General features: G+C 65.4%; 24 protein-coding genes, 1 tRNA gene, 1 pseudogene and 1 other annotated feature. Of the genes and pseudogenes, 8 read left to right on the top strand and 18 right to left on the bottom strand.

Annotated elements, in window-relative coordinates:
• Positions 1-16 precede the first annotated feature (16 nt).
• Positions 17-1,438, top strand: coding sequence for a spinster family MFS transporter (locus M2333_RS05680; RefSeq protein ID WP_264611122.1), 1,422 nt, complete (start codon positions 17-19; stop codon positions 1,436-1,438).
• Positions 1,439-1,463: 25 nt separating this feature from the next.
• Here M2333_RS05680 and M2333_RS05675 read toward each other — a convergent pair whose 3' ends face one another.
• Positions 1,464-2,888: a FadR/GntR family transcriptional regulator gene (locus M2333_RS05675; protein WP_264611121.1), complete on the bottom strand. Its 1,425-nt coding sequence runs from the start codon at positions 2,886-2,888 to the stop codon at positions 1,464-1,466.
• A gap of 278 nt (positions 2,889-3,166) precedes the next feature.
• Here M2333_RS05675 and M2333_RS05670 point away from each other — a divergent pair, with 278 nt between their 5' ends.
• The 3 genes from M2333_RS05670 to glcF are packed head-to-tail and all read left to right on the top strand — an operon-like array spanning position 3,167 to position 7,084.
• Positions 3,167-4,660: an FAD-linked oxidase C-terminal domain-containing protein gene (locus M2333_RS05670; protein WP_264611120.1), complete on the top strand. Its 1,494-nt coding sequence runs from the start codon at positions 3,167-3,169 to the stop codon at positions 4,658-4,660.
• A gap of 11 nt (positions 4,661-4,671) precedes the next feature.
• Positions 4,672-5,823, top strand: a complete 1,152-nt coding sequence (locus M2333_RS05665; protein ID WP_264611119.1) for an FAD-binding protein — start codon at positions 4,672-4,674, stop codon at positions 5,821-5,823.
• Complete coding sequence (gene glcF / locus M2333_RS05660; RefSeq protein WP_264611118.1) at positions 5,813-7,084, top strand: glycolate oxidase subunit GlcF; 1,272 nt, start codon at positions 5,813-5,815, stop codon at positions 7,082-7,084. Before M2333_RS05665 ends, glcF begins: the two co-directional genes overlap by 11 nt.
• Positions 7,085-7,124: 40 nt before the next feature.
• On the opposite strand, the gene M2333_RS05655 is transcribed toward glcF, so the two are convergent.
• The 10 genes and pseudogenes from M2333_RS05655 to M2333_RS05610 form a co-directional block, all read right to left on the bottom strand.
• Positions 7,125-8,621 carry a SulP family inorganic anion transporter gene (locus M2333_RS05655; protein WP_264611117.1) on the bottom strand — a complete coding sequence of 499 codons (1,497 nt, stop codon included), beginning with the start codon at positions 8,619-8,621 and terminating at the stop codon, positions 7,125-7,127.
• Between the two features lie 59 nt (positions 8,622-8,680).
• Positions 8,681-8,736: a sequence feature (sul1 is cis-regulatory element that is thought to sense ions involved in sulfur or methionine metabolism; They are found in Alphaproteobacteria), on the bottom strand.
• Between the two features lie 106 nt (positions 8,737-8,842).
• Positions 8,843-9,592 (bottom strand): arsenical resistance protein ArsH, encoded by a 750-nt coding sequence (gene arsH, locus M2333_RS05650; RefSeq protein WP_319801296.1) that lies wholly within the window; start codon positions 9,590-9,592, stop codon positions 8,843-8,845.
• Positions 9,593-9,672: 80 nt separating this feature from the next.
• A pseudogene (locus M2333_RS05645) lies at positions 9,673-9,834 on the bottom strand (arsenical-resistance protein); the annotation flags it as partial.
• Positions 9,834-10,259, bottom strand: a complete 426-nt coding sequence (arsC, locus tag M2333_RS05640; RefSeq protein WP_264611116.1) for an arsenate reductase (glutaredoxin) — start codon at positions 10,257-10,259, stop codon at positions 9,834-9,836. The gene arsC and the pseudogene M2333_RS05645, both read right to left, overlap by 1 nt.
• An 11-nt stretch (positions 10,260-10,270) precedes the next feature.
• A complete protein-coding gene (locus tag M2333_RS05635) occupies positions 10,271-10,600 on the bottom strand; it encodes an ArsR/SmtB family transcription factor (RefSeq protein ID WP_264611115.1) in 330 nt (109 codons plus the stop codon).
• Between the two features lie 150 nt (positions 10,601-10,750).
• Positions 10,751-10,826: transfer RNA gene (locus M2333_RS05630), tRNA-Lys, on the bottom strand.
• Positions 10,827-10,962: 136 nt separating this feature from the next.
• Complete coding sequence (mrdA, locus tag M2333_RS05625) at positions 10,963-13,053, bottom strand: penicillin-binding protein 2 (protein ID WP_264611114.1); 2,091 nt, start codon at positions 13,051-13,053, stop codon at positions 10,963-10,965.
• On the bottom strand, positions 13,038-13,553 hold the full coding sequence (locus M2333_RS05620; RefSeq protein WP_264570233.1) for a rod shape-determining protein MreD: 516 nt from the start codon (positions 13,551-13,553) through the stop codon (positions 13,038-13,040). The genes mrdA and M2333_RS05620 overlap by 16 nt, the downstream gene beginning before the upstream one ends.
• Positions 13,550-14,440, bottom strand: a complete 891-nt coding sequence (gene mreC / locus M2333_RS05615) for a rod shape-determining protein MreC (RefSeq protein WP_264611113.1) — start codon at positions 14,438-14,440, stop codon at positions 13,550-13,552. Before mreC ends, M2333_RS05620 begins: the two co-directional genes overlap by 4 nt.
• Before the next feature lie 16 nt (positions 14,441-14,456).
• Positions 14,457-15,500 (bottom strand): rod shape-determining protein, encoded by a 1,044-nt coding sequence (locus M2333_RS05610; RefSeq protein WP_181559593.1) that lies wholly within the window; start codon positions 15,498-15,500, stop codon positions 14,457-14,459.
• A gap of 144 nt (positions 15,501-15,644) precedes the next feature.
• Here M2333_RS05610 and mutL point away from each other — a divergent pair, with 144 nt between their 5' ends.
• Positions 15,645-17,429 (top strand): DNA mismatch repair endonuclease MutL, encoded by a 1,785-nt coding sequence (gene mutL / locus M2333_RS05605; RefSeq protein ID WP_264611112.1) that lies wholly within the window; start codon positions 15,645-15,647, stop codon positions 17,427-17,429.
• Positions 17,430-17,453: 24 nt separating this feature from the next.
• Here mutL and M2333_RS05600 read toward each other — a convergent pair whose 3' ends face one another.
• The 3 genes from M2333_RS05600 to M2333_RS05590 all read right to left on the bottom strand — a co-directional run bounded on the left by M2333_RS05600 (position 17,454) and on the right by M2333_RS05590 (position 18,937).
• A complete protein-coding gene (locus M2333_RS05600; protein WP_264594526.1) occupies positions 17,454-17,861 on the bottom strand; it encodes a nuclear transport factor 2 family protein in 408 nt (135 codons plus the stop codon).
• The gene (locus M2333_RS05595) at positions 17,858-18,385 is read right to left on the bottom strand and encodes a nuclear transport factor 2 family protein (protein WP_264594525.1); all 528 of its coding nucleotides are present in this window, start codon (positions 18,383-18,385) and stop codon (positions 17,858-17,860) included. The genes M2333_RS05600 and M2333_RS05595 overlap by 4 nt, the downstream gene beginning before the upstream one ends.
• A 90-nt stretch (positions 18,386-18,475) precedes the next feature.
• Positions 18,476-18,937 carry a MaoC family dehydratase gene (locus M2333_RS05590; RefSeq protein ID WP_264611111.1) on the bottom strand — a complete coding sequence of 154 codons (462 nt, stop codon included), beginning with the start codon at positions 18,935-18,937 and terminating at the stop codon, positions 18,476-18,478.
• Positions 18,938-19,053: 116 nt separating this feature from the next.
• Here M2333_RS05590 and M2333_RS05585 point away from each other — a divergent pair, with 116 nt between their 5' ends.
• Positions 19,054-19,515, top strand: a complete 462-nt coding sequence (locus M2333_RS05585) for an Rrf2 family transcriptional regulator (protein ID WP_264594524.1) — start codon at positions 19,054-19,056, stop codon at positions 19,513-19,515.
• Positions 19,512-20,234 carry a class I SAM-dependent methyltransferase gene (locus M2333_RS05580; protein ID WP_264611110.1) on the top strand — a complete coding sequence of 241 codons (723 nt, stop codon included), beginning with the start codon at positions 19,512-19,514 and terminating at the stop codon, positions 20,232-20,234. Before M2333_RS05585 ends, M2333_RS05580 begins: the two co-directional genes overlap by 4 nt.
• Positions 20,235-20,390: 156 nt before the next feature.
• Here M2333_RS05580 and M2333_RS05575 read toward each other — a convergent pair whose 3' ends face one another.
• From M2333_RS05575 to M2333_RS05560, 4 genes are all read right to left on the bottom strand, one after another.
• On the bottom strand, positions 20,391-21,851 hold the full coding sequence (locus M2333_RS05575; RefSeq protein ID WP_264611109.1) for a hypothetical protein: 1,461 nt from the start codon (positions 21,849-21,851) through the stop codon (positions 20,391-20,393).
• A gap of 39 nt (positions 21,852-21,890) precedes the next feature.
• Positions 21,891-22,262, bottom strand: a complete 372-nt coding sequence (locus tag M2333_RS05570; RefSeq protein ID WP_264611108.1) for a hypothetical protein — start codon at positions 22,260-22,262, stop codon at positions 21,891-21,893.
• A 23-nt stretch (positions 22,263-22,285) separates the two neighbouring features.
• Positions 22,286-23,383: a redox-regulated ATPase YchF gene (ychF, locus tag M2333_RS05565; RefSeq protein WP_264572773.1), complete on the bottom strand. Its 1,098-nt coding sequence runs from the start codon at positions 23,381-23,383 to the stop codon at positions 22,286-22,288.
• Between the two features lie 150 nt (positions 23,384-23,533).
• Positions 23,534-25,420 (bottom strand): PhoX family protein, encoded by a 1,887-nt coding sequence (locus tag M2333_RS05560; protein ID WP_264605239.1) that lies wholly within the window; start codon positions 25,418-25,420, stop codon positions 23,534-23,536.
• Positions 25,421-26,258: 838 nt separating this feature from the next.
• Between M2333_RS05560 and M2333_RS05555 the strand changes: the two genes are divergently transcribed.
• The gene (locus M2333_RS05555; RefSeq protein ID WP_413716477.1) at positions 26,259-26,879 is read left to right on the top strand and encodes a septal ring lytic transglycosylase RlpA family protein; all 621 of its coding nucleotides are present in this window, start codon (positions 26,259-26,261) and stop codon (positions 26,877-26,879) included.
• The last annotated feature ends 1 nt before the right edge of the window (position 26,880 follow it).

Below are 26,880 nucleotides of genomic sequence, written 5' to 3'. Positions count from 1 at the left end.
AATGGGGGGAGTGACGATGGCGACGACGACACAGCAGGACATGGCGGAGCCGGTCGCGGACGAAACGCATCCGCTGCTGCGGCCCGGCTACAAGAAATGGGCCGTCTTCGTGCTGTTGCTCGTCAGCATTTTCAACTTCGCCGATCGCGCGATCCTCGCGGTGCTCGCCCAGCCGATCAAGGAAGACCTCGGGCTCACCGATACCGACCTTGGCATTTTGCAGGGACTGGGCTTTGCGATCATGTATTCCGTGCTGGGGGTGCCGCTCGGTATGTTGGCCGAGCGCGTCAACCGGACGCGGCTGATCGCCATCTGCGTCGCCGCCTGGTCTGCCATGACGGCGGTCTGTGGCCTCGCGACGGGTTTCACGACCTTGCTTTTGGGGCGGATCGGCGTGGGCATCGGCGAGGCGGGGGTGCAACCGCCGACATCATCGCTCCTGTCCGATCATTACAGGGCCAATCGTCGCGCCTCAGTGCTGGCCGTCATCTCGCTCGGCTCACCGTTCGGCTTTCTGCTCGGCCAGTCGTTGGGTGGTTGGGTGGCGACGCAATGGGACTGGCGCACGGCCTTTTTCGTCATGGCCGCACCGGGAATCATGGTCTCCCTGCTGGTCTGGTTCACCCTGCGAGAGCCGCCGCGTGGATTGGCGGATGGCCGCATCACCCGCGCACCCGTGCCCTCACTGGGGACAGTGCTGCGCTTCCTGTTGGCCAAGAAGACCTACATTCACTTGCTGGCGGGGGTGACCATTGCCGGTTTCACCCTCAACGCCATCGCCAACTTCGTGCTGCCCTTCTATCTGCGCAGCTTCGAGATCAACCTGGCGACGCTCGGAGTGATCTTCGGCATCGTCACCTTCACCTCCAACGGCATTGGCATGCTGCTGGGCGGGTTCGGCTTCGACTGGCTGTCGCGTCGAGATATGCGCTGGGTGCTCTGGGGCCCGGCGCTGTGCATGGCGCTGTGCGTGCCCATCTATTTCGGCGCCTTCATGAGCCGCGAACTGTACGTCTCGCTCGCCTGCATCTTCTTCGGCAATATGGCGCTGATCACCTTCATGGCCCCCACAATGGGCACGATGCAGAACCTTGCCGGGCCGCAGATGCGCGCCATGACCGCCGCGATCACTGCGTTGGTCGGCGGCCTGCTGGGTGCCGGCCTTGGACCGACTGTCACCGGCGTGCTCAGTGACTTCTACGCAAGGCGCGCTTATGGCGCGGCTGATTTCGCGACATCTTGTCCGGGGGGCAGGGGGCCAGATGGCATAGGAACGGCTCTCGATGCCGCCTGCCTCATGGCGTCATCGACCGGTTTGCGGTACGCGCTGGTCACTGTGCTGGTGCTGTTTTTCTGGGCAGCTCTGCACTATGTCCTCGCCGCACGCGATCTGCGCAAGGACGTCTACAAGCCCGAGGATGAGGGAGGGGTCGCGTAAGAACCGCGCCCCCTCGCGCGCGCCCTCAGATCGGGCGCGTCGAACTCATGGACAGCATGACCCGCGAGGCTTCTGCCTTCGCCCAGTCCAGTTGCGTGTCGCCGCCGATCGGCATCCGGTCGAGAAGTGTGCGGAGCAACTGGAAATATTCGGCCTGCTTGTGGGCCGGCAGACGCTCCAGCAGAAACGGATGGAACCGCGCTTCATAAGCCGCGAGGCAGCGCGAGAAGAGATCGATGATCGGGCTTCTGGCCAGCTTGGAGACATATTGGACCAGCGCCAGCAGATCATAGCGATCGATGGGGTCGCTGCGCTGTGCCCGGTCGAGAAGTTCCTGCAGCCGTGCTCGCTCCGCCGCACTGGCGCGGCTTACGGCCAGCGCCGGTACGAAGCGGTTCAACTGGAACAGCGTCGTGCCGGCGGTCTGGGGATCGACCTGCCGGCTGATCAGGAAGGCAAGGACAAGCCGGATGCTGCCGGTGCCGCGCAGATCCCGCACGATGAGGCCATTGCCCCGGCCCCGGCGGCACTCGACGAGCCCGCTGTCCTGCAACTGCCGGATCGCCTGGCGCAAGGTAACGCGGCTGACGCTGAAGCGCTCGCACAAATCCCATTCGGAGCCGAGGCGCTGGCCGGCATTGCCGCTCGGCAGGATTTCGGCCGCCAGCCGGCGGGCGACGAGGAGGGCGAGCGTCCGGTCGGCATCCTGACGGGATGCCTCGATGGTCGGCGGCGAAAGCGGCGCATCGCGCGCGGCCAGCCAGTCGCCGAGGCGCCGGTGAAGTGTGTCGGCCTCTTGCTGTGCGGCCGCCACGTTACGGTGAGCGACGGCCTGGTTGATCGCTTCGGCCTGCTGCTTGGCTTGCCCCAGCCAATCGCAGTCATGCGATTCGACGCCGGTAAACAGTATCGTCAGTTCGTTGAGGCACTGCACGAACAGCGGCAGGACGGGGTCTCCACTCATCGCCGCCAGGTGGGAGCGGACCCGCAAATGCCATGCAAGGCCGCCCTCACGTTCGTCCGGCGCGTCCAGTCGCATCCCATGGTCTGACCGATCGGCTGTGGACGCCGCAAGCGTTGCGAGCAGCGGGTCGACAGCTTCGCGCGCATCCAGAACCTGCTCGCACGTCACGCCAGCCAGCTGGAAGTAATTGGCGAGCTCAAGCCCGATCCGGCCCACGTCGGGCTGCGCGACCATGAAGCCACCACTCGGTCCGGGGCGCAGCCGGCCCAACCCGCGGCGCTCGAGCAGGGCAACCGCTTCGCGCATGGCTGCGCGCCCCACCGCATAATGCTCGCACAGACCCCGCAGTGACCCCATCACGCCACCGACGGGCAAGGGGCTGGAGGCGATATCGTCCTCGATCCTGCGGGCCAGCCGCTCGGCCAGGCGGGCGGTGCCGGCATCCTCGCTGGTGGACGCGCTATATATCTTTTCCGCTGTGTTCATGCGATCCTCTACGGACCGATTGAAACTGTCTGATCCTTGTTATGCAAGCGAAATTCAGCCAGCGGCAACTATATTTTCGCTCGGAATTGTTGCCACTATTTTAGTCTGCCCAAGTCCGCCAAGCTCTGGCACACTCGTATCTGTCATACGCATGATGGAACTCAGGAAGATATCTTGAAAAGGCAGCTGCTCGGCGACCTAAGCGCCCAGGTCGTGATCTCTTCGTTACGTCGCAAGCTGCCCCCGCTGCCGGTGATGACGGTTCAAGGTCGCCTCGCGTGACCATTTCCATGCCGGCCCCGGACCCGGACATTCCGGGTCGTCGCGCGGAGATCGTGCGGGCGATGCAGGCCATCGTGCCGGGGGAGGGGGTCGTCTCCCATCCCGATGGCCTGCGCCCGTTCGAGACCGATGCGCTCACCGCCTACCGGCAGATGCCGCTGGCCGCGGTGCTGCCTGAGACGGTCGGGCAAGTCTCGCAGGTCCTGGCCTGGTGTCACGCCCATGATGTGAAAGTCGTCCCGCGTGGGGCAGGGACGTCGCTTTCGGGCGGCGCGCTGCCGCTGGCCGATGGCATCCTGCTCGGCCTCTCCCGCATGAACCGCATCATCGAGATTGATTATGCCAACCGGGTCGCCGTCGTGCAGCCTGGCGTCACCAACCTTGCGATCACCAAGGCGGTAGAAGCGCAGGGCTTCTATTATGCGCCGGACCCCTCGAGCCAGATCGCCTGCTCCATCGGCGGCAATGTCGCTGAGAATAGCGGCGGCGTGCACTGCCTCAAATATGGGCTAACGACCAACAACGTACTCGGCGTCGAGATGGTGCTGATGACCGGCGAGGTCATCCGCCTCGGCGGGCGCCATCTCGATGCGGCCGATCTCGATCTGCTGGGTGTGGTGACCGGGTCGGAAGGGCTGCTGGGTGTCGTGACGGAAGTCACCGTGCGCATTCTCCCCAAGCCGCTGCAGGCACGAGCAATGCTGATCGGCTTTCCGAGCATCGAAACGGCGGGGCGCTGCGTGGCGGATGTGATCGGCGCCGGCATTATTCCGGCCGGCATGGAGATGATGGACCGGGCCGCCGTCGGCGCGGCGGAAGCGTTCGTGAAAGTCGGCTATCCGCTCGACGTGGAGGCCTTGCTGATTGTCGAGATCGACGGTGTCGATGCCGAATGCGATCATCTCGCCGCAGAGATCACCGCCATCGCGACGGCCAATGGCGCGGCCAGCCTGCAGGTGTCGCAGGACGAAACGCAGCGTCTCGCCTTTTGGGCCGGTCGCAAGGCTGCCTTTCCCGCCGTGGGCCGCCTCGCGCCGGACTATTATTGCATGGACGGCACCATTCCCCGCCGCCACCTGCCGCATGTGCTGCGACGCATCTCCGAGCTGGCCGCAGCGCATGGCCTTGCCGTCGCCAATGTCTTTCACGCCGGCGATGGCAATCTGCATCCGTTGATCCTCTACGATGCCAACCAGCCCGGCGAGCTCGACCGCGCGGAAAAGCTCGGCAATGCGATCCTTCGCCTGTGCGTCGAGGTGGGCGGCGTGCTCACAGGCGAACATGGCGTCGGAATCGAGAAGCGTGATCTGATGCCGGAGATGTTCAGCGAGACCGATCTTGCGCATCAGCAGCGGGTAAAATGCGCGTTCGATCCGGCCTTGCGCCTCAACCCCGGAAAGGTCTTCCCCACCTTGCATCGCTGCGCCGAGCTCGGCCGCATGCATGTGCACAAGGGGCAGGTGCCTTTCCCCGACCTTCCGAGATTTTGATGACCCCCAATATGGTCAGGCCGCCCGACATCGCTGAGCTCTGCGCGATCATCAGCGATGCGGGTGGCGATGGCACGCCCGTGGAACTGCGCGGTGGCGGGAGCAAGGCGGACATCGGCCAGCCGGACCGGCAGGGGCTGATGGTGAATATGTCGGCTTTTGCTGGGATCATCGATTATGATCCCGCCGAACTTGTGCTCACGGTGGGGGCGGGTACGCGCCTGTCCGAGATCGAGCAAATTCTGGCGGAGCAGGGCCAGATGCTGGCGTTCGACCCGTTCGATTATGGTCCTGTCTTTGCGCGCCCATCCGGCGCCTCGACCATCGGGGGTATCGTCGCAGCCGGCGTCTCCGGCTCGCGCCGCCTCTCGGCCGGGGCCGCGCGCGATCATATGCTGGGCTTCGAGGCCGTCTCGGGCCGTGGCGAGGCCTTTATCGGCGGCGGCAAGGTGATGAAGAATGTCACTGGCTACGACCTGCCCAAGCTGATGACTGGCAGCTGGGGCAGGCTGGCCGCGCTCACCAGCCTCACCGTGAAGGTCATGCCCCGCCCGCAGACATGCGCGACGCTGCTGTTGCGCGGACTGGACGACGAGGCTGCCGTCGCGGCAATGGCCCGCGCCATGGGTTCGCCCGCCGATATCGCCTGCGCCGCCCATCTGCCTGAGGCGGGTCTCACGCTGCTGCGCATCGAAGGCTTCGCGCCATCGGTCACTGCGCGCGCCGACATGCTGCGGGCGCTGCTGGGGCAGGCCGATCTGCTCGCTGACGGTGCCGACGAGCCTTTGTGGGCAGCGGTGAGGGGTGGAGGCGCCCTGCAGGGCGAGGCCGTATTGTGGCGGATCAGCACCGCGCCGTCCCGTGGGCCGGAGGTCTTCCGGGCGCTCCAGCATCTGGGTGCGCGACGCTGCTATGACTGGGCGGGCGGCCTCGTCTGGCTGAGTTTGCCGCAAGATGCCGATCAGCACCGCGTGCGCCAGGTCATCGCGCAGACGGGCGGGCACGCGACGCTGATCCGCGCGCCAGCCGCGCTGCGCGCCAGCATGTCCGCGCTCCATGTCGAAGAGCCCGGCGTCGCCGCACTCTCGGCGCGGGTGCGGGCGGCGTTCGATCCGCTGGGCATCCTGTCACCCGATCGCTTTGGAGTCGCCCATGCGCACTGATTTCACGGCCGAGCAATTGGCCGATCCTGCGATGGCGACCAGTGAACGCGCGATCCGCAAATGCGTCCATTGCGGCTTCTGCACCGCGACATGCCCGACCTATGTTCTGCTTGGCGACGAGCGGGATTCGCCGCGCGGGCGCATCTACATGATGCAGGATATGCTCCAGAATGAGCGCGTGCCCTCCAGCGAGACCGTGCGCCATATCGATCGCTGCCTGTCCTGCCTGTCCTGCATGACGACCTGCCCGTCGGGTGTGAACTACATGCACCTCGTCGACCATGCGCGCAGCTGGATCGCGACGCATTATAGGCGCCCCTGGCACGAGCGGCTGATGCGGCGCCTGCTCGGCGCGGTCCTGCCGCACCCGCGCCGCCTTGCCCTGGCGCTGCGCCTCGCACCGTTCGGTCGCCCCTTCGCACCGCTGCTGGCGCGATGGCCGGCCACGCGCCCTCTGGCAGCGATGCTGCGACTGGCGCCGTCCGAACGCCCAACGGCTGCTGGGGTGCCGCCAACCGCGACCGGCAATCTGGGCCGCGTCATTCTCCTGCAAGGCTGTGCAGAGCCGGTCCTGAAGCCCAACATCCGCGCTGCCACGCACCGACTGCTATCGCGCGCCGGCTATGAGGTCCTGTTCGCCAAAGGCGAGGTTTGCTGCGGCGCGCTGGTCCGGCACATGGGGCAGGACGCCGAGAGCCTGAACGCCGCGCGTCGGAATGTCGATGCCTGGACTCCTCATATGGACGCCGGCCTGAAAGCCATCATCATCACAGCCTCGGGCTGCGGCACGACGATCAAGGATTATGGCTTCATGCTGCGCGACGACCCGCTTTATGCGGAGAGGGCCGCCCGCCTATCGGCGCTGGCCTGCGATATCAGCGAGTTTCTCGCGAAAATCACGCTTCCGCGGGGACGTCCGCAGGGCATCCGCGTCGCCTATCAATCGGCCTGTTCGCTCCTGCACGGGCAGTCGGTCGACCATGAGCCGCGCGCGCTGCTGGAGCGTGCTGGTTATGAGGTCGCGACCCCCGCCGAGCCCCATTTGTGCTGCGGCTCTGCCGGCACCTACAATATCCTGCAGCCGGAAATCTCCGCACAACTGCGCGATCGCAAGGTCGCGAATCTGCGAGCCTTGCGGCCCGATGTCATCGCCACGGGCAATATCGGCTGCGCGATGCAGATCGGCAGCGCCACGAACATTCCCGTTCTGCACGTCGTTGAACTGCTGGATCGGGCGTGGGGCGGAGTGGACGCCCGCTAGAGTCCCAGACGCCCAAGCCCTTCATTCGCCGCAGCTTCGATCAGTGCGGCGCAAGCCCCATTTCCACGCCCGTTTTGTCGTGCAATGCGAAGCGGTCGACAATGTCGGCGCTGGCGCGGTTATAGCCCACGACCTCGACCTCGCGTCCATCGCGGCGGAGTCGCGCGACGATCTTGTCGAGCGCGCCGACGGCCGAGATGTCCCAGAAATGTGCGCCGGTCACGTCGATGACGACGCGCGTCGCTGTGCCTTCCGATTGGAACGCGCGGGTGAAGCGGTCGACCGACGCGAAGAAAATCTCGCCGGTCACCCGATAGGTGGCCAGCGCGCCGTCCGCAGTTTCGTCACGCTCGACGGCGAACATGCGCTGGACCTTGCCGGCGAAGAAGATGCCGGAGAGCAGCACCCCGGCCAGCACGCCAAGCGAGAGATCATGCGTGGCGACAACCACGATGACCGTGGTCAGCATCACCACTGACGAGGTTGCAGGATGGCGGCGCAGATTGGGGATGGAGTTCCAGCTGAACGTGCCAATCGAGACCATGATCATCACCGCAACCAGCGCCGGCATCGGCACCCGGCCCACGAATGGCCCGAGCACCGCCAAAAGGAAGAGAAGGAAGGCACCGGCGACGAAGGTCGAGAGGCGCCCACGGCCGCCCGACGTGACGTTGATCACCGACTGGCCGATCATCGCGCACCCGCCCATGCCGCCAAACAGCGCGGCGACGATGTTGGAGCCGCCCTGGCCGGCGCATTCGACCCGCTTGTTACTGTCCGTATCGGTCATGTCGTCGACGATCTGCGCGGTAAGCAGGGATTCCAGCAGGCCGACCGCCGCCATCGTCAGGGAATAGGGTAGGATGATCCGCAGGGTGTCGAGGGTCAAGGGCACGTTGGGCAGCGCCAGGCTCGGCAGTCCCTCGGGCAGCTTGCCCATATCGCCTACCGTGTTGACCGGCAGGCCCATGCCGATGCTGATTGCGCTGAGCAGGAGGATGGCGACGAGCGGCGAGGGGATGGCCTTCGTGATGCGCGGAAAGCCATAGATGATGACCAGACCGCCCGCGACCATGGCATATGTCTGCCACCCGACATTGGTCAGCTGGGGCAATTGAGCCATGAAGATGAGGATCGCCAGCGCGTTGACGAAGCCCGTGATGACTGAACGGGACACGAACTGCATCACCAGATCGAGGCGCAGCAGTCCGGCGATCATCTGGATAAGGCCCATCAGGATGGTGGCCGCAAAGAGATAGTCGACCCCATGCTCGCGGACGAGCGGCACGACGAGGACGGCGACAGCCGCCGTGGCCGCAGAGATCATGCCCGGGCGGCCGCCGATCAGGGCGATGGTCATGGCAATCGCGACGGACGCATAAAGGCCAACGCGCGGATCGACGCCGGCGATGATCGAAAAGCCGATCGCCTCCGGAATGAGGGCGAGAGCGACGACGACGCCCGCCAAGATGTCGCGACGGGCAGTCGGTCCGTCAGTGAACCACTGGCGGCGGTAAGATGTCAGATGAGAGGTCATGCGGATTCCACAACAAGGCACATGGCGCACATTGGGCGCGGGGGAGGTTGCATGTGTGATGTTGTCCGGCGGATCGGCGGCCGGAATAGCCACCCGGGGTTTCACCGGGTCCTTGCGATTGCCCGCCTGTTACATGGCACAACGCGGTCGGGCAAGGGACAGAACCACCGCTCGGCATCGCCTTGGGATCGACCGAATAGTCCTGACCACCCTATGGGCGCTCATCGCCCATCGGTCAGCGTAGCCGCGGCGCGGTTAGCGGAAGGATCCACGCTGATTCCCCGCGCTCTCCGTTCGGAATAGCGATCGACCAGTTGAGCCGCATGCGGTCGCATGAGCACGGTGATCCGCACCAGTTCCTCCATCACATCGACGATCCGGTCATAATAGCTGGAGGGCTTCATACGGCCGGCCTCATCGAACTCCTTATAGGCCATGGCCACCGACGACTGGTTGGGGATGGTGAACATCCGCATCCAGCGGCCCAGCAGGCGGAGCGTGTTGACCGCGTTGAAGGACTGCGATCCGCCCGACACCTGCATGACCGCGAGCGTCCGGCCCTGTGTGGGGCGCAAGCCTTTCATCTCCAGCGGCAGATGATCGATCTGTGCTTTCATGATGCCGGTGATCTGCCCATGCCGCTCAGGGCTGCACCAGACCTGTCCCTCCGACCACAGCGACAGCGCGCGCAGCTCATGCACGGCGGGGTGATCGTCGCCGGGCAGCTGATCGGGCAGGGGGAGGTCCGATGGATCGAAGATGCGGGTTTCCGCGCCGAAGAACCGCAGCAGGCGAGCGGCTTCCTCGACCGCAAGGCGCGAGAAGGACCGCTCCCGGAGCGACCCATAAAGCAGCAGGATGCGCGGCGGCGGCTGATCCTCGCCAATCCCGAGGGCGGGCCTGGGTATCGCATAGGCCCGGTCGAGCGCCGGAAGATGATCAGGATCGGGCAGGATGCGTACACGGCTCACGAAACGAGGTTCCTTTCATACCAGGGCCGGCTGCGCTTCACGATGGCGACCACGGAGAGCATGTCCGGCACTTGGACCAGCACGATCATCAGCCAGATCAGCGCGGCGACGATGAGGTTCACTTGCGCCACTTCGGCCGATGCGATTGCGGCGAAGACACCGGGCGCGGCCTGCCCAAGCAGAATGCCGACGACGATGCACAGGGCCACCCAGAGCGAGAGATAGCGCTCGAACGTGCCCATCAGCTCACCCGCTGCCCGGCAGCATCTACGACCGGCTCGCCATCTTCCTTGGTGAAGGCGCCGCGCTGCGCATCGGGCAGGATATCGAGAACAAGCTCGGACGGGCGACAAAGCCGCACGCCAAGCGGCGTGACCACCAGCGGGCGATTGATGAGGATCGGGTGCGCCATCATCGCATCGAGCAGCGCGTCATCGCTCAGGCTCTCATCGCCCAGCCCGAGTTCGGCGAACGGCGTGCCCTTTTCCCGCAGCAGTGCGCGCGGCGTCAGCCCGGCCCGCGCGATCATCTGGGCGAGCAGCGCTCGCGTCGGCGGGCATTTCAGATATTCAATGACATGCGGCTCGACCCCGGAATTGCGGATGAGCGCGAGCGTGTTGCGCGACGTCCCGCAATCGGGATTATGATAGATGACGATGGTGGTCATGGTCCCGTCCTTCAGCAGCAGGAGAGTTCGGCAAGCAGCGGCTCGCACAAATCCGCGCGGCCCTGGCAGCAATCCTTGGCGAGGAAGAGCATCAGATCGCGTAAAGCTGCGATATTGGCGCGCTGGATTTGCTGGCGCCCCCGCTTTTCCGAGATCACCAGTCCTGCCTTCGCCATGACGGCCAGATGGGTCGAGAAGGTGCTCTGCGTCAGCCCGCTCGCCGCGACGATTTGCCCCGTCGAAAGGCCCTCCGGTTCGTGTCGCACGAGGAGATGGAAGGTCGACAGGCGGGTCGGGTGGGAGAGGGCCGCTAGAATGCCGAGGGCGTTATCGGTGTCCATTCATCGGGAATAGCCGATAGGACTGGCTCGCGCAATATCGAACGGGAAAACCCGATACTATTTTCAGACAACGAACGGGGCCGGACGCCTGGAATCTCAAGCGGAAGCAATGTCCGGCTTCGCTCTAGAGATTGAAATTTAGGAAAAAAATGGTGGACGCACTTGGGCTCGAACCAAGGACCCGCTGATTAAGAGTCAGCTGCTCTACCAACTGAGCTATGCGTCCACTTCGGCGGCTCGTTGATCGTTTGATCAACATCCCGTCGGGAGGTGGGCCGTTAACATGGTGTTTTCAGGATGCCAACAAAAAATCTGAAGCGCGGCGAAAAAAGATGCTGCTTTGCGAGAAAGCCGCATGCGGCTCAGTCGGTTTCGCGGGTGCCGGGGCCGACGGGGGCATCGATGTCGCCATCCTCGCTTGTATTGGCGCCGTCTTCGCTCGCGGTCTGCGCCGGGCTGGCGGGAGTCGGAGCGGCCGGGGAGGCCGCATTGCCGGGCTCCGGCATCAGGGGGGCAGACTCAAGGCCGCGCGCAATGCGGAAGGCGTTGAGCTGGCGCTCCATGCGCATCTGTGGGGTGCCGCCCCAGGTCGCCTCGAAGCGCTGCAGCTTCTCCATCGCCTTGGCGGGATCGTAGAGATAGGTGATGCAATCGCCCGAGATCATCGGCGCATCCTGCACCCGGTCCATGTGCCCGCCATGCTCGATGATCGTGGCGATGGCGTAGCGCGGATTGTCATGCGGCGCGAAGCCCTGGAACAGGGCGTGATCGCGCAGGCGGAAGGGCTGGCTTGCCGCGCGCTGGCCGCGGGTGCTGATCGCCCCGACCTGCGCCGTGCCGGTCTTGGCGGCGAGCATTACGCCGGGAACGTCCAGCCGCGCTGCACGGCCGGTGCCGCCGCCGTTGACCACATCCTTCATGGCATTGCGGATGACCGTAAGATGCTCGAGCGAAACGCCCAGCGGCTCGCCCTGATGGCGCTTGCCGTCGACGATGAAATGCGGATCGAGATCGAGCCCGGTGGCGAGGCGCGCGGCCATCACGCACATCTGCGTCGGGTTCACCAGCATATAGCCCTGGCCGATGGTCGCGTTGACCGTGTCATAGGTCTGCCAGGGCTGGTTGTATTTCTTCATCTTCCAGGCCGGGTCCGGCACGGTGCCATAGCTCTGGTTGGGGAAGGGCAGGTCGAAGCGCTGGCCGAGACCCAGGCGCCGCGCCATCATGGCGATGGCGTCCATGCCGATCTTCTGGGCGAAGTAATAGAAATAGATGTTGCAGCTCTGCTCGATGGCGCGGTGCATGTTCGTCGTGCCGTGGCCGCGGCGCGCGTGGCAGTGGAACAGGCGATTGCCCACCCGCAGCGCCCCGGTGCAGTTGACCGTCGCCTCGGCCGGCAGACCGGCTTCGAGGAAGGAGAGGGCGATCATCGGTTTGACGGTCGACCCGGGCGGATACAGCCCGCCCAGCGTTTTGTTGCGCAGCGGCACATGGTCGTCTTGCGAGAGCATCTGCCATTCGTGATGCGAAATGCCCTCGGAGAAGCTGTTGGGGTCGAAGCTCGGCATTGAGGTCGAGCAGAGAATGTCCCCGGTTTGGCAATCCATGATCACCACGGCGCCGCTCTGCGTGCCCAGCCGGCGGCCGGCGAATTCCTGCAGGCCAGCATCGATGGTCAGCTTGATCGAGCGGCCCGGCGTATCGGGCCGGGTTTCGAGGTCGCGCACCATCGCCCCGCGCGCCGTCACTTCCACGCGGCGGGCACCGGGCTTGCCGGTAAGAATCGAATTGAGCGACTTCTCCAGACCCTGCTTGCCGAGCTTGAAGCCGGGCGTGATCAGCAAGGGGTCGCGCGATGCATTATATTCCTCGGCTGACGGCGTGCCGACATAACCGAGTAGATGGCCGACTGGCGGCCCAGCAGGATAATAACGCGAAAAGCCTTGCGAGGGCACGACGCCGGGAAAATCGGGCAGCCGCACGGAGAGCGCCGCATATTGCTCGTAGCTCAAGTCATCGGCCACCTGCACGGGCTGATAGCCCGCCGCGCGGTCGAGATGCTCGTTGATGCGGTCCACATCATTGGGCGTCAGGGCCAGCAGCGTGGCCAGCTCGCGCACCACCCGCTCCCGGTCGCGCAGGCGATCCGGAATGATGTCGACACGGAAATTGGTGCGGTTCGAGGCCAGCGCCTGCCCGCGCCGATCCAGAATCCAGCCCCGCCGGGGCGGGGTGATGGTTAGGTTGATGCGGTTGCTGTCGGAGAGGAGCTGGTACTTCTCATTCTCCGCAATGGCGATCCACCCCATGCGTCCCACCAGCAGGCCGCCCACTGCCAACTGCGCCCCACCGAGCACGAAGGTGCGGCGGTTGAAGCTGTAGGCCTGGCTGGCGGGGGTGACGACTTTGTTGGGGAACAGGATCTTGCGGAAGGAAATCACGGAAGCCGCCATTTGTCCAACGCGGCACAAATGCGCACGATGAAGGGGAACAAGGCGACACTATAGAGGAACTGGGGAAGGATTTGAATGATTTCCCCGCCATGGCCGGACAGATGCACGGCAAGCCAGCCACCGGCCAGCGCAAAGCCGATCGCCAGCGAGCCGAGCAGCCAGCCATGCCAATAATCGCGCCACAAGTTCCGCTGCCCCTCAAAGTCGAAGGCGAGCAGCAGGATCGTCCACAGAAATACCGCGCTACCGACGGGTTGCCCGTTCATCAGATCATCGACCAGCCCCAGCGGCACCCCGATCCACAGCGGCCAGATGTCCGGACGCAGCACGCGCCAGGCGATCAGCATCATCAGGCCGAACGGCGGGAGCAGGGGGGTCTGCGCGATGACCGGCATGAGCGGCGCCAGCATCGATCCCAGAATGACGGACGCGACCGGCACGCCGCGCAGGTGCAGCCAGGTCCGCTTGCGGCCGATCCGGTTGCTGTAGCGGCTGTTCATGGCGCGGCGGGCGGCTGCGCGGCATTGCCGGCACGCTCGGCTTCTTCCGGGCGGAAGGGGGCCTGCACGACGACCAACTCCACGCGCGAGGGGTTGGCGAGTGGAATGGCGATGGCCTTCTCGCCTTCGCGCCGCGCGACGATCGCTACAGGGATGTTGGAGCGATACAGACCGCCAATGCCGGACGTAACGAGCACGTCGCCGGGCTTGAAGGGATTGCGCTCGGCATTGAGCGCGCGGATCTCGACCGTGCCGTCACCCCGGCCGGAGCTGATGCCCGGAATATTGTCGCTCGTGCGCCGCACCGGCACGATATTGCCTTCATCGATGAGCAGCAGCACGTCGGCGGTGTTCGGCCCGGCACGCAGCACGCGGCCAACTAGGCCCTCCGGCGCGCGCACAGGCATGCCCGCACTCACGCCCTCGCTGCGGCCCATGTCGAGGCGCGCCAGGCGGGCGGCGCTGGCCGGCGTGGAGGAAATCAGATGGCCGGCAGCGACCACGCCCTGATCGGTTTCGGTCAGCTTGAGCAGATCGCGCAGGCGGATATTCTCCTGGCGGATCGCTTCGGCCTCAATGAGCCGCGTGCGGTTCGCTTCCACCTGCCGGCGCAGGGCGGCATTCTGCGAGCCGGCATTGATATAGGCGGCAAACTCTTCCTCCATATTGCCGACGCCGACGACGACCGAGCGCAGGTTGCTGGAGATCGGGCGCGTGACTTCCGCCGCCGCCGAGCGCAGGCCAGCAAAGCCGGCGGGATCGGCAATGGAGACGATCAGCATCAGCAGGCCAGCGACCGCGCCGAGCAGCGCGATCACATAGCTGGCGAACAGTCCATATTGCGCTTTCCGGTTGAAGCCGGGGCGCCTGTTGCCGGGTGGCGCCATGCGAACAACCTCGGGCTCAGGCGGTCTGGAGCACGCCGCGGAAGACCGGGTCCTCCATCGCGCGCCCCGTGCCAATGGCGACGCAGGTCAGCGGGTCTTCCGCCACGGTCACGGGAAGCCCCGTCTCGTCGCGCAGTTCCTCGTCCAGCCCCTTGAGCAAGGCGCCACCGCCAGTGAGGACGATGCCCTGATCGACAATATCGGCGGCCAGCTCCGGCGCGGTGTTTTCAAGCGCGATGCGCACGCCTTCCACGATGGTGCCAATGGGTTCGGCCAGCGCATCGGCGATTTGGCCCTGATTGATCGCGATTTCCTTGGGCACGCCGTTCACGAGGTCGCGGCCCTTGATGTGGATCGTGGCGCCCACGCCGTCGGCCGGCTTCTGGGCGATGCCATATTCCTTCTTGATCCGCTCGGCCGTGGCCTCGCCGATCAGCAGATTGTGGTGGCGACGGACATAGGAGACGATGGCTTCGTCCATCTTGTCACCGCCCACGCGCACGCTGGTGGTGTAGGCCAGGCCGCGCAGCGAGAGCACGGCGACCTCGGTCGTGCCGCCGCCAATGTCGACGACCATCGAGCCGATGGGCTCGGTGACCGGCATGTCGGCACCGATCGCAGCGGCCATCGGTTCCTCGATCAGGAAGACCTGGCTCGCGCCGGCGTTACTCGCGGCGTCACGGATCGCGCGGCGCTCGACGCTGGTCGAGCCGGACGGCACGCAGATCACGATCTCAGGAAAACGGGGGAAGCGGCGGTGGCCATGGACCTTGCTGATGAACCATTTGATCATCTGCTCGGCAATGTCGATGTCGGCGATCACGCCGTCGCGCAGCGGGCGGATGGCCTCGATGGATTCCGGCGTCTTACCCATCATCAGCTTGGCGTCTTCGCCCACGGCCTTGACGCGCTTCACGCCGTTGATCGTCTCCACCGCAACCACGGATGGTTCATTGAGGACAATGCCGTGACCGCGCACGTAGACCACCGTGTTGGCCGTGCCGAGGTCGATCGCCATGTCCCTGGAAGTGAACTTGAACCAATTGGAGAAGAACGCCATTGACTGTCCTGTTCATGCCGGTCGCGCCGGTGAGGACGCGGCTTTCAGATGCTCCGGGGAATGCCCGCCCTGCCGACTCCAGCCACCGGAAAAACGGGTGGCTTTCGCTCGCGTAGGAGGCTCGCTTGGTCTAGTCGCAATCCAATGTCAATACGCCGCCTCCCCGAGTCCCTTGTTAATCGAATTGCCGCCGGAGAGGTGGTCGAGCGCCCTGCGAGCGCGCTCAAGGAGTTGCTGGAAAACGCGCTGGATGCGCAGGCCCGCTCCGTTGCGATCTCGCTGCAGCAGGGCGGCCTCGGCGGCCTGAGCGTCACCGATGATGGCCATGGCATGAGCCGCGACGATCTGCCGCTTGCGCTGGAGCGCCACGCGACATCCAAGCTGCCTGACGAGGCCATCGAGGCGGTCAGGACGCTCGGTTTTCGGGGTGAGGCGCTGCCCTCGATCGGCAGCGTCTCGCGCCTCAGCATCGCCAGCCGTCAGCGCGATGCGGATGGATGGCGCCTGGTGTGCGACAATGGCGTGCTGGCCACCGCCGCCCCCTGCGCGATGGCGCCCGGCACGCGCGTGGAGATGGATGGGCTGTTCGAGCGCGTTCCGGCGCGCCGCAAGTTCCTGCGCTCGGCGCGGTCGGAATATGCCGCCTGCCTCGACATCGTCCGCCGCCTCGCCATGGCGCGCAACGATGTCGCATTCGTGCTGGAGCATGACGGGCGCCGGGTGTTCTCGCTGCCGGGCGGGCAGACCCGCGAGGATCGCGTCGCCCAGCTCATTGATCGCGAGCTGGCCGATAATCACGTCATCGTCTCGCTGGAGCGGGAGGCGGTGACGATCAGCGGCGTCGCCTCCCTGCCTACCTATCATCGTGGCTCGGCCGATCATCAATATCTCTTCGTCAACGGCCGCCCGGTGCGCGACCGCCTGCTGGTCGGCGCGGTGCGCGGCGCCTATGCCGATTTCATCGCGCGGGACCGGCATCCGGTGCTGGCCTTGTTCCTCAATGTGCCCATGCCGGACGTGGACGTGAACGTGCACCCCGCCAAGACCGAAGTGCGGTTCCGCGATCCCGCCTTCATGCGCGGGATGATCGTCAGTGGCTTGCGGCGCGCGCTCGATGATGCCGGCATGCGCGTCGCCAACCGGCCCGAGGCCAGCGCCGCCGATCTGTGGCAGCGCGAAGAGGCGCCCGCACAGCCAGCCGAGGCTGCGACACCCTGGCCAGCGCCTTCACCCGGGGGCGCTTATGGCGGCGTGCCCCTGTTCGGAGACCGGCAGGCCCGTTTCACCGGTTTTGCGCCGTCTGGCCGGGCGGAAGCGCCGGTCGCGCAGCCGCAGGCCGAGCACCGTGAGTTTCCATTGGGCGTGGCCCGCGGGCAGGTGGCGCGGACCTATATCGTCGCCGAGGCGGAGGACGGGCTGGTGCTGGTCGATCAGCATGCCGCGCACGAACGCCTCGTGCTGGAGCGGATGCGGCGGGCTTTGGCCGACGGCGCGGTCGCGCGGCAGGCGCTGCTGTTGCCGGAAGTGGTCGAGCTGGATGAGCCGGCCTGCGACCGGATCGAGGCGCGCGCCGCCGAGCTGGCCGAACTCGGTTTGGAGGTCGAGCGCTTCGGCCCGGCCGCAATTCTCGTCCGCGCTGCACCGGCCCTACTTGGCACCAGCGACGTGCCCGGCCTCGTCCGCGATCTCGCCGACGATCTGGCCGCGCTTGGCGATGCCGCCTCGCTCAAGGCCCGGCTCGATCTTGTCGCGGCGACCATGGCCTGCCACGGCTCGGTTCGGGCAGGGCGGGTGCTCTCCGTGGCAGAAATGAACGCGCTGCTCCGCGAGATGGAGGTCACCCCCCATAGCGGGCAATGCAACCATGGCCGGCCGACCTGGATCAAGCTGGCGCATGGCGACATCGAGAAGCTGTTCGGCCGGCATTGAGCCGGCGCGGCTTGTTCGCTCTGCTTATTCGCTCTTGCCGGCCGGGATGAATTCCCGCCGGAACACCGCCGAGCGGATGTTGGTGAAGACGTCGCCCACATATTCATACAGCGCGAAGCTATTGATGTGGATGCGGTCGCCCTTCTTGAGCGGGCCGGAGGTGAAATCGGGCGCATCGACCGTGGCCAGAAACTCCGATTCCAGCTCGGCGACCAGCCGCTTGCCGTCGGTGAAGACATTGCGGACCTGGATGATCCGCCGCGTCTGCTGGTTCACCTTCTTGTAGAAGGCGACAATGGCATCGTGCCCGATCAGCTCTGTGCCATTGCCGATGACCAGATGCACGTCCGGCGCGTAATTCTTCACCAGCGCGGGCCAGTCCTGCGCGTTGAACGAGGCGATATAGGCCCGGAAGCGCTCTTCCTGTGTCATGCGCTGCGCCCCTTCTGCGGACTGAACCGGGCCGAGCGGACCCGCGTGAACCGACCATCCTTGATGTCGTACATGACGAAGTTGACGCTCGAGCGCGTGTCGCCCGCCTTGAGCGCACCGGTGGGCATGTCGGGCCAGTCGGTATGGGCCACCAGCGTCGTGCGCAGCACCGCGAGGATATGCGCGCCGGACGGATCGCCCACATAGGTTAGCAGATCGACCTTCTCGTGCAGATGCTTGCGCACACCGCGATAGAAATCGATCACCGCCTGTCGGCCGGTTACCTGCGCGGCCTGGCCGAAGAACTGCACGTCATCGGCATAATAAGCGCTGAAAACCGCTTCGTCGGCGCGGTTGAACGCGGCTAGATACGCCTCGAACCAGGGCTGCGACGGCACGGTGCCCTCCTGCGTTGCGGCCCTTGCAAGCGCGCTGGTGCTGCCGATGCCGAGCGCTGCCGCCCCGGCGATGAACGTCCGCCGCGATGGTGCGAGCGCACCCGGCACAGCCTTGTCGTCCTTCATGATCCTCTCCTTGCCGCCCCCATGGCCGACGCGCACAGGGTGCAGCAAGGATGTTGAGAGATCAATACATCTTGTGCAGCATTCGTCGCATCAGGCCTTCGGGCGGCGACGATGGAGCACGACGGAGACGAGGCTGAGCACTTCCTGATCGTCCTGATTGAGCAGGCGGGTGCGCCATTTGAGGATGCCCGTCTCCGGACGGCTGCGCGATTCCAGCTTCTCGACCAACTCGCTCGATCCGCGTAGCACGTCACCCGGGAAAACCGGCCGGCGCCAGCGCAGTTCGTCCAGACCCATCGCGCCCAGCGCATTGGCCTGCCAGCCGCCGCTATTCTGCCGCGCCCGCACCATCGCGCCCATCATCATCGCGCAGGTCTGCCAGCCGCTCGCCGCGAGACGGCCGAAATGCGTCTTGGCGGCGGCTTCTTCATCGAGGTGGAAGGGCTGCGGATCATAGCGCTCGGCAAAGGCGATCACTTCATCGCGATCCACTTCGAACGGGCCGAAATGCTCGGTGAGGCCGAGTTCCAGGTTTTCCCAATAATAGTCCATGTCTGTGCCTTCGGTTCCGGGATCGGATGACCGTTTGCCTAAGCGGCGAGGGCAAGAAGGGCAAGCGGCGCTCATTTGGCTTGAACAGGGCGCGAATATGTAACATGATATGTTGCATGAGTCGCAACAGCAGCAAATTGTCCGGCGTCCTTCACGTCCTCCTCCACATGGCCGAGCAGCAGCGTCCGGTTACATCGGAGATGCTGGCCAGGATCATGCAGACCAACCCGGTGGTGATCCGGCGCGTCATGGGCGGGCTGCGGGATGCCGGTTATGTCCGCTCGGAAAAGGGGCATGGCGGGGGCTGGTCGGTCGCTTGCGATCCGGCGGCTGTCACGCTGCTCGATATTTATCGGGCCATCGGGGCGCCGCCGCTCTTCGCCATCGGCAATCGCAGCGACAACCCCGGCTGCGCGGTCGAGCGAGCCGTTAACGCCGCGCTCGATGCACCGCTGCGGCAGGCCGAGTCGTTGCTGCTCGACTCCTACGCCACCGTCACGCTCGCCAGTCTCAGCGCCGGCTTCCACCGTCTCTTGCCGCCCGATTATCCGGGCCAACATAGGATCGAAAATCCATGACCACGCACGACACCGCACCGGACGAGACAGTGGACCCGGACATGTTCATCAAGGCCTTCGATGATCCGGCGGCCACGGCGCGCTACTGGGATAGCCCGCGCCGCTTCGTGCCGGGGCTGGATGCGCTGCACCGAATGACCGGACTGCTGCTCGCCGAGCGCGCCCCATCGGAGGCTAGGGTGCTCGTGCTCGGCGCGGGCGGCGGCATGGAATTGAAGGCGCTCGCGGAGGCACAACCAAACTGGCGCTTCGTGGGCGTGGACCCGGCCGGCGAAATGCTGAAACTGGCCGAACGGCAGCTCGGTCCGCTGATGGAGCGCGTCGAGCTGGTGCAGGGGCTGATCGATGACGCACCGGACGGGCCATTTGACGCGGCGGTCTGCCTCCTGACCCTTCATTTTCTCGATCCCACAGAGCGGACGCGCACCGTGCAGCAAATCCACCGCCGCCTGCGCGCAGGCGCGCCCTTCGTCGCTGCCCATAGCAGCTTCCCGCAGGATGCCGAGACCCGCGATGTCTGGCTGGACCGCTATGCGGCTTACCCCAAGGCGATGGGCGCGGACCCGGCGGACACCGCCAAGGCCCGTGCCGCCGTCGCCGCCAGCCTCCACTGCCTCTCGCCTGAAGAAGACGAAGCCATCTTGAAAGCCGGCGGCTTTGCGGACGTGGCGCTGTTCTACGCCGCCTTCACATGGCGGGGCTGGGTCGGCCACGCCTGACAGCTCAATTAGCCCCTCCTGTTGAGCTTCGCTCACCTGCGGCTCAGAGGAGGTGTTGGGGTGGTGCTGCAACCTCGTGGCGCATCACTGACTGCGCGATGCTGACGCATCGCCACCACCCCCGACCCCTCCTCTGAAGAGGAGGGGAGGCTGATGTCAGCGCCCCAAGGAAAGCCGCGCGAACAGCGTGTAGCCCCAGGGATTATCCCCATAGACCGCATCCAGCGCCGCGGGCTTGGCGTAGAGATTGACGCTGCCGCCAAGCGCGAGGTGGACCGGGCCGTCACCGATCGGGGTGTTCCACGCATAGCCAGCCTGCATCTTGGTGATGCGGAACGGCACGTCGTGGAGCGGATCGTCATGATCGGGGATCAGCTCATCATTGGCGACATTCTCGACCCGGCCGAACAGGCTGTGTCGCGGCGTCAGGTCGTAAGTGATCTCGCCGAGCCAGGCGGTCAGCGTATCGCCGGGGTCGCGGTTCTTGGCGGAGAAGGCCGCGGTCGCCGAGAGGGCGCCGTCCGCATAATGGACGCTCGCCGTGGTACGATGCTCGTTCTGGTCGCCATGAAGCGTCTCGGGATTTTTGAGGAAGCCATGGCTGACCTGCGCGGCCCAGTTTGGCGTCGGCGTCCAGCTCAGCCGCACCGACCAGCTATCGAGCTTGGGCGTCTCGATGCCCCAGCGCTCCTCATCCGGCTCACGCCCCCGGAAGGCCGAGCCTTCGAGCTGCCATTGCGGCAAGGCGACGCCCGCAGTCACCACGCCATAAGTGATATGGGTGGAATCGAACCAGTGGTGCGTGATCGGCGGCTCGGGATTATAATGCGCGCTCGCCCGATGCATGAAGGCCGATGGCCCCAGCGCCGGCTCGCCGACCGGTCCGCCATAGAGGAAGACGCTTGCGCCGGGCGCGATGTCCACGTCCAGCCGCGCGGCCAGCTCCATGAACAGATCGTGCGGATGCTGGCGGTCGACCAGCGCTGCGCCGCCCGCCGTCTCGCCCGTGGCAAAGAGATTGGGGTAGCCCCGCGCCGACATGGTCGGCTCAAGGCTCAGCATCGAGCGGAGCGCAAGCCGCGCGCCGCCCAGATCTCGCTCCGCCGCCAGCATCAGCATGGAGGTGGCGTAGACCAGATCGTCGCCGCGCGGCCCCTTGTGCTCGGTGTAATTGAGCTGGACATTGCCGTGCGCCATCAACATCCAGTCGCCGCTCATCGCATGAAGGCCGCTCATCGGGCCTTGCGCCGCCGGGAGCCGCGCCGTGCCGGAGCCATCGACATAAGGTTGGGCGGTGTCGGTGGGGTGGATGTGGTTCGGCGCCGAGGCGGGCGCTTCGGCATTGTGCTGGGCGTGATCCATCCCAGAATGATCCATGCCAGAATGGTTCATGCCGGCATGATCCATCGCGCCATGATCCATCGCGCCATGATCCATCGCGCCATGATCCATGGTCGAATGGTCCATCGTCTCGCCGGCATTTTCGGCGGGCGGTGTCAGCGGGCTGGCGCTCTGGTGTCCGGCATGGTCATGCCCGGCCGTCGGCGCCTGCGCGAAGAGGGCAACGGGCGAGGCTGCCGCGAGCAGGCTCGCAGCCACGTTCAATCGAAAACTCATGATATAAAAGTCCTGTCTGAAGCTGTTTGGGAAAAGCGTTCAGAGGACCTGTCGGGGAGGAGGGGTATCGGGCGATCCCAGCCAGTCCGTCAGCCGGGCAGGGTTGGGGGACCAGTTCGCCTTGCCCGGCAGCAAGGACAGTCGATCGACCGGGCGGTAGCTCCGGCTGTCGATCGGGGCGACGCAGCCGATGCAATCATGATGCGCCACCGCCGGTTTGGAGCCATCCGGCACAGACGGCGCATGGCCGCTATGGGCAGCGTGATCGCCATGCGGCGCGGCAGTCTGGGCGCTCGCATGGTGCGCGACGCCCGTCCCCTCGCTCCCCGGCGCGCATGCGCTGGCCTGCATCGCCGGCAAGGCCAGCAGCAGCGTCAGCAGCGCGCAGAGGAGTCGGCGGGGGAACGACATGATGGCGAGGTTATCGCACCGATCTAGCTGTGGAGGAAGTGCATCACGTCACCGTCCTGCACCACATAGGCCTTGCCCTCGGCGCGCAGCTTGCCGGCCTCGCGCGCCTTCGCCTCGCCGCCAAGCGAGATGAAATCGTCGAAGGCAACGGTTTCGGCGCGGATGAAGCCCTTCTGGAAATCGCTGTGGATTTCGCCCGCCGCTTCCGGCGCGCTGGCGCCTCGATGGACCGTCCAGGCACGCGCTTCCTTGGGGCCGACGGTGAAGAAGGTGATGAGGTGCAGCAGATCGTAGCCGGCGCGGATCACGCGGGCCAGCCCGGCTTCCTCCAGGCCCATGGCCTCCAGAAACTCGGCGCGATCCTCGATCGGCATCGTGACGAGATCGGCCTCGATCGCGGCGGAGACCACCACGGCCTGCGCGCCCTCGGCCTTGGCTTTCTCGAACACGCGGGCGCTGAAGGCATTGCCCTCGGCCGCGCTCTCTTCCTCGACATTGCACACATAGAGCACGGGCTTGGAGGTCAGCAGCTGCGCCTGCTGGAAGATGCGCGCTTCCTCCTCGTCATTGATATCGACGAGTCGCGCGGGCTTGCCCTCGCGCAGCAGATCGAGCGCGCGCCCGAGCACGGCGGCGGCAATCTTGGCTTCCTTGTCGCCGCCGGTCGCCTTCTTGGCAAAGGCGGGCACGCGCTTTTCCAAGCTTTCAAGGTCGGAGAGCATCAGCTCGGTCTCGACTGTCTCGGCATCGGCAATGGGATCGACGCGATTGTCGACATGCTGAATGTCGTCATTCTCGAAGCAGCGCAGCACATGCACGATGGCGTCCACTTCGCGGATGTTGCCGAGGAACTGGTTGCCCAAGCCCTCGCCCTTGGAGGCGCCGCGCACCAAGCCCGCGATATCCACAAAGGCCAGCTGGGTCGGGATGATCTTCTGGCTGCCGGCAATCGCCGCGAGCTTGTCGAGCCGCGCGTCCGGCACCGAGACCTGGCCGACATTCGGCTCGATGGTGCAGAAGGGATAGTTGGCAGCCTGCGCGGCCTGCGTCTCGGTCAGCGCATTGAAGAGAGTCGACTTGCCGACATTGGGCAGGCCGACGATCCCGCATTTGAAACCCATGGAAATCTGTCCGTTCGATCTGGAAGCACGTGATGTGGCCCCTTAGCGCCCTGTCGCTGCCATGGCCAGCCGTCTCGACCGTAGCGCCCAACAAGAAACCGCCGCGCCGGGGTGGGCGCGGCGGTCGTGCATCGTCGGATCGTGAATCGGTCAGGCGCCGACGGGCTTGCCGTCCGTCCGGGTGATGACGACGGTCGAGGAGCGGGGCTGCTCCCCGGCGATCGGCCAGTTGCCGGTCGGGTGCTGGATGTTCACGAAGAAGGTCTTGAGGTCCGGCGTATAGGCAAGGCCGGTGATCTCGCAGCCCGTCGGGCCGACGAGGAAGCGTTTGCTCTTCTTGCTCGTCTGGTCGATGTAGAACATCGCATTGTGGCCCACGACCTGCTCGATGGTGACGCCGCTCGCGCCCGATGTGCCCGGCACGCTATGATCTGTCTGCACCCACAGGCGCCCCTGCGGATCGATGCGGATGCCATCCGGGCTGGAGAAGGTGTCGCCATTGATGTTGCCGACCAGATTGGTGCCGCCGGCTGCATAACCGGGGTCGCCGGCCAGCAGGAACAGCTCCCAGGTGAAACCGGTCGCCAGCGGAGAATCGCCACTCTCGCGGAACTTAAGGATATGGCCGTGGCGGTTGGTGACGCGCGGGTTCGCCGCATCCGTCACCTTGCGGCCGCTGTTGTTGGTCAGCGTCACGAAGATCGCCTTGCCATCGGGCGAGACCGTGATCCACTCCGGCCGATCCATCACGGTGCCACCAGCAACGCGCGCGGCCGAGGCGCAGTTGATCAGCACGTCGGCCTGGCTGTTGAAGCTCACCGGTGTCGGCGCAGGGGCCGTCGTGAACTGACTGACATCGCCGGGATCGGACGCATTGGCGACGAGGCCATTCTGACCCTGCACCAGCGCCTTCCATTCGCCGGAACCATCGGCGTTGAACTTGGCGACATACAGCGTGCCATAGTCGAGCAGGTTGCTGTTCGCCGCCCGGTTGGTGGTGCTGTAGGCCTGATCCGGCACGAACTTGTAGATGCAGCCCGGCGTCGAATCGTCGCCCATGTAGAAAGCCACGCGGCGATCGCTGTTGGTGAGGTGCGCGACATTCTCGTGGCTGAACCGACCCATGGCGGTCCGCTTAGTCGCCGGAGCCAGCTCCTGGAGCGGGTCGATCTCGACCACCCAGCCATAATCCCGCTCGGGGCGCGTGGGGTCGAGATAATTGTCCGTCGTTTCCTCGCAGGTGAGGTAGGTGCCCCACGGCGTGCGGCCGCTCGAACAATTGTTGAGCATGCCCTTGATCGTGCCGGAGAGCAGCCCGGCGGCCGGCCCACCCGCGCGGTAATTGGAGTTGCCGGTATAGCGCTTGTTATATTGCGAGCCGGCCTTCACCGCCCAGTTGCCATCGCTGCCCTTGGCGACTTCCACCACGCCAATGCCTACGGCCGAGAGCGCAAGCGCCTTCTGGTCCGTGGTGGCGGTGGCGGCATCGTAATTGCCGTTCATCAGAATGTTGAAATCGGGATATTCGAAATTGATCGCCAGCAGGCCGCCCTTGTTGGGGTCGACGCCCGACAGCTCGAAATATTCCATGCCGTCATGATTGCCGCCGGCCCATTTCTCCGCCGTCGCAGGCGTCGGGAAGCTGCCGGCATAGCCGGTGACGCCGGTCTCGATGGCATCGCCCGCCTTCAGCAGGACTTTCACGTCATAGCCGGCCGGCACGGTGACCTTGTCGTCCTGGTTGGCGGCCACCGACGTGAACTCGATGGCGTAGCTGACCGCCGGCGTGGGCGTGGGGGTCGGCGTCGGGCTGGGTGTCGGCGTGGGATTGGGAATGGTCACCATCCCATCCTTGTCCTCCCCGCAGGCCGAGAGCATCGCCGCGACCGGGAAGATCGACAGGCCGAACAGGCCGTTCTTGATGATCGTGCGGCGCGAAGGATTGGCCTCGACAATCGCTTCCAGACTGTTGGGATTGGCCTCGTTAGACATCGCGGTCCGGTAGGGCGCGCGGGCTTCGTCGGTAAGATGTGACATGATTTCCCCTGAATTGGTTCCGCCACGGCTCGCGGAAGGTGCATTTGCCGCTCAGGCGGGGCCTGATCGCAGAGGTGCATGACATGATGATTGCGAGGCGATGGCACGGGGATGAAGATTGCAAGTCAGTTCCGTGACTTAGGTGAGGTGAGGGATGGGGCTGACCGGGAAGTCGATAGCTCAGGGGCACAAAACGCCGTCATTCCCGCGCGCGCGGGAATAACGAAGGGTGAGCGGCTTGGATAAAATTCAGGGGCATGCGACGTCCGATTTCAGACACAGCCCAGGAGGTCTGTACGGCTGATTTGGCGTAGAAAGCGGCCGTTGCAACAAGCGCCAACTCCTGTAGTCTGTAGGCGTGGAAATGGACGAGCTACGCAGCCGCTTAGCGGCCATTCTGGCTGTCGAACAACGAGAGCCAACAGATTGGCTTGAGGTGGATCGGCTAGCAAGCGAGCTTCAGGAGGAACTGCCAATCGACGCGACGCCGGAGGCCGTTCACCACTATCTTAATGATGCTGACATTCGATCCCGCGACGGCGCATACGGGGCGCGTCAAAGGCAAGCGGTGCAACGGTATGTCGACTTGGGAGATTATGACGATGGCACCCTCATCCCGTGGTGGGGATGCGGTCTGGTCCTCTTGGCTGGCGCGTGCGTCGTGAAGTGGCTGCTGCTATAGTGAGCGAATTTCGGCAATGTTGTCGTGTCGGGAATATCTGCATCGCGACGACAATGCAGGATAGCCGACATTACCGGAAGCAGCCAGCTTGTGCCCGCACCCTAGCTGACGACTCATCTCTTCACCGTGGCGGCCCAGTGGGTTAGGGGGAGAGGGATGCTTGCGATCCGCTCTTCCATGCCGCGCGCCTTGCCGGGGCGTTCTCTCTGGCTCGCGTTGCTTGTCGTGCCGGCCCTCGCCGGGTGCGCCAGCAGCACCAAATTCCGTCCGGTCAGCGATACGCCGGTGCGCATAGGCCCGCCTTATGTGGTGCGCGGCGTCACCTACACGCCCGCCGATGACCGCACGCTGGACATGCTGGGCGATGCGAGCTGGTACGGCAGCGAATCCGGCAACCAGACCGCCAATGGCGAGCGCTTTGTAAAGCACGGTATTTCCGCCGCACACACCACCTTGCCGCTGCCCAGCTATGTCGAGGTAACGGCGCTGGACACGGGCCGGACGATCCTGGTGCGCGTCAACGATCGCGGGCCGTTCGCCCGGAACCGGATCATCGACCTGTCGCAAGGCGCGGCGGAACTGCTCGGGATCAGGCAGCAGGGCACGGTGCAGGTGCGGGTGCGCCGGGTCGAGCCGCCCGAGGCTGATCGGGCGCGGCTGCGGGCGGGAAAATCGGCCATGGCCCGGCCGGACGTGCCGCAACAGACGCTGGCGCCGTGGCGCGCGCGTCTCGCGGCCTATCGCGCCGCGCAAGCGCAAAATGGCGGCAGTCGGTAAG

The sequence above is a fragment of the Sphingobium sp. B11D3B genome, assembly GCF_025961735.1.
Taxonomy (GTDB): domain Bacteria; phylum Pseudomonadota; class Alphaproteobacteria; order Sphingomonadales; family Sphingomonadaceae; genus Sphingobium.
This window is presented reverse-complemented; position numbering and strand designations above follow the sequence as displayed.

Bases quoted from the DNA above. Each gene is read 5' to 3' on its own strand.
- M2333_RS05680 (WP_264611122.1), top strand. From the start codon at position 17: ATGGCGACGACGACACAGCAGGACATGGCGGAGCCGGTCGCGGACGAA.
- M2333_RS05675 (WP_264611121.1), bottom strand. From the start codon at position 2,888: ATGAACACAGCGGAAAAGATATATAGCGCGTCCACCAGCGAGGATGCC.
- M2333_RS05665 (WP_264611119.1), top strand. From the start codon at position 4,672: ATGGTCAGGCCGCCCGACATCGCTGAGCTCTGCGCGATCATCAGCGAT.
- glcF (WP_264611118.1), top strand. From the start codon at position 5,813: ATGCGCACTGATTTCACGGCCGAGCAATTGGCCGATCCTGCGATGGCG.
- M2333_RS05655 (WP_264611117.1), bottom strand. From the start codon at position 8,621: ATGACCTCTCATCTGACATCTTACCGCCGCCAGTGGTTCACTGACGGA.
- arsC (WP_264611116.1), bottom strand. From the start codon at position 10,259: ATGACCACCATCGTCATCTATCATAATCCCGATTGCGGGACGTCGCGC.
- M2333_RS05635 (WP_264611115.1), bottom strand. From the start codon at position 10,600: ATGGACACCGATAACGCCCTCGGCATTCTAGCGGCCCTCTCCCACCCG.
- mrdA (WP_264611114.1), bottom strand. From the start codon at position 13,053: ATGGCGGCTTCCGTGATTTCCTTCCGCAAGATCCTGTTCCCCAACAAA.
- M2333_RS05620 (WP_264570233.1), bottom strand. From the start codon at position 13,553: ATGAACAGCCGCTACAGCAACCGGATCGGCCGCAAGCGGACCTGGCTG.
- mreC (WP_264611113.1), bottom strand. From the start codon at position 14,440: ATGGCGCCACCCGGCAACAGGCGCCCCGGCTTCAACCGGAAAGCGCAA.
- M2333_RS05610 (WP_181559593.1), bottom strand. From the start codon at position 15,500: ATGGCGTTCTTCTCCAATTGGTTCAAGTTCACTTCCAGGGACATGGCG.
- mutL (WP_264611112.1), top strand. From the start codon at position 15,645: ATGTCAATACGCCGCCTCCCCGAGTCCCTTGTTAATCGAATTGCCGCC.
- M2333_RS05600 (WP_264594526.1), bottom strand. From the start codon at position 17,861: ATGACACAGGAAGAGCGCTTCCGGGCCTATATCGCCTCGTTCAACGCG.
- M2333_RS05595 (WP_264594525.1), bottom strand. From the start codon at position 18,385: ATGAAGGACGACAAGGCTGTGCCGGGTGCGCTCGCACCATCGCGGCGG.
- M2333_RS05590 (WP_264611111.1), bottom strand. From the start codon at position 18,937: ATGGACTATTATTGGGAAAACCTGGAACTCGGCCTCACCGAGCATTTC.
- M2333_RS05585 (WP_264594524.1), top strand. From the start codon at position 19,054: ATGAGTCGCAACAGCAGCAAATTGTCCGGCGTCCTTCACGTCCTCCTC.
- M2333_RS05580 (WP_264611110.1), top strand. From the start codon at position 19,512: ATGACCACGCACGACACCGCACCGGACGAGACAGTGGACCCGGACATG.
- M2333_RS05575 (WP_264611109.1), bottom strand. From the start codon at position 21,851: ATGAGTTTTCGATTGAACGTGGCTGCGAGCCTGCTCGCGGCAGCCTCG.
- M2333_RS05570 (WP_264611108.1), bottom strand. From the start codon at position 22,262: ATGTCGTTCCCCCGCCGACTCCTCTGCGCGCTGCTGACGCTGCTGCTG.
- ychF (WP_264572773.1), bottom strand. From the start codon at position 23,383: ATGGGTTTCAAATGCGGGATCGTCGGCCTGCCCAATGTCGGCAAGTCG.
- M2333_RS05560 (WP_264605239.1), bottom strand. From the start codon at position 25,420: ATGTCACATCTTACCGACGAAGCCCGCGCGCCCTACCGGACCGCGATG.
- M2333_RS05555 (WP_413716477.1), top strand. From the start codon at position 26,259: ATGCTTGCGATCCGCTCTTCCATGCCGCGCGCCTTGCCGGGGCGTTCT.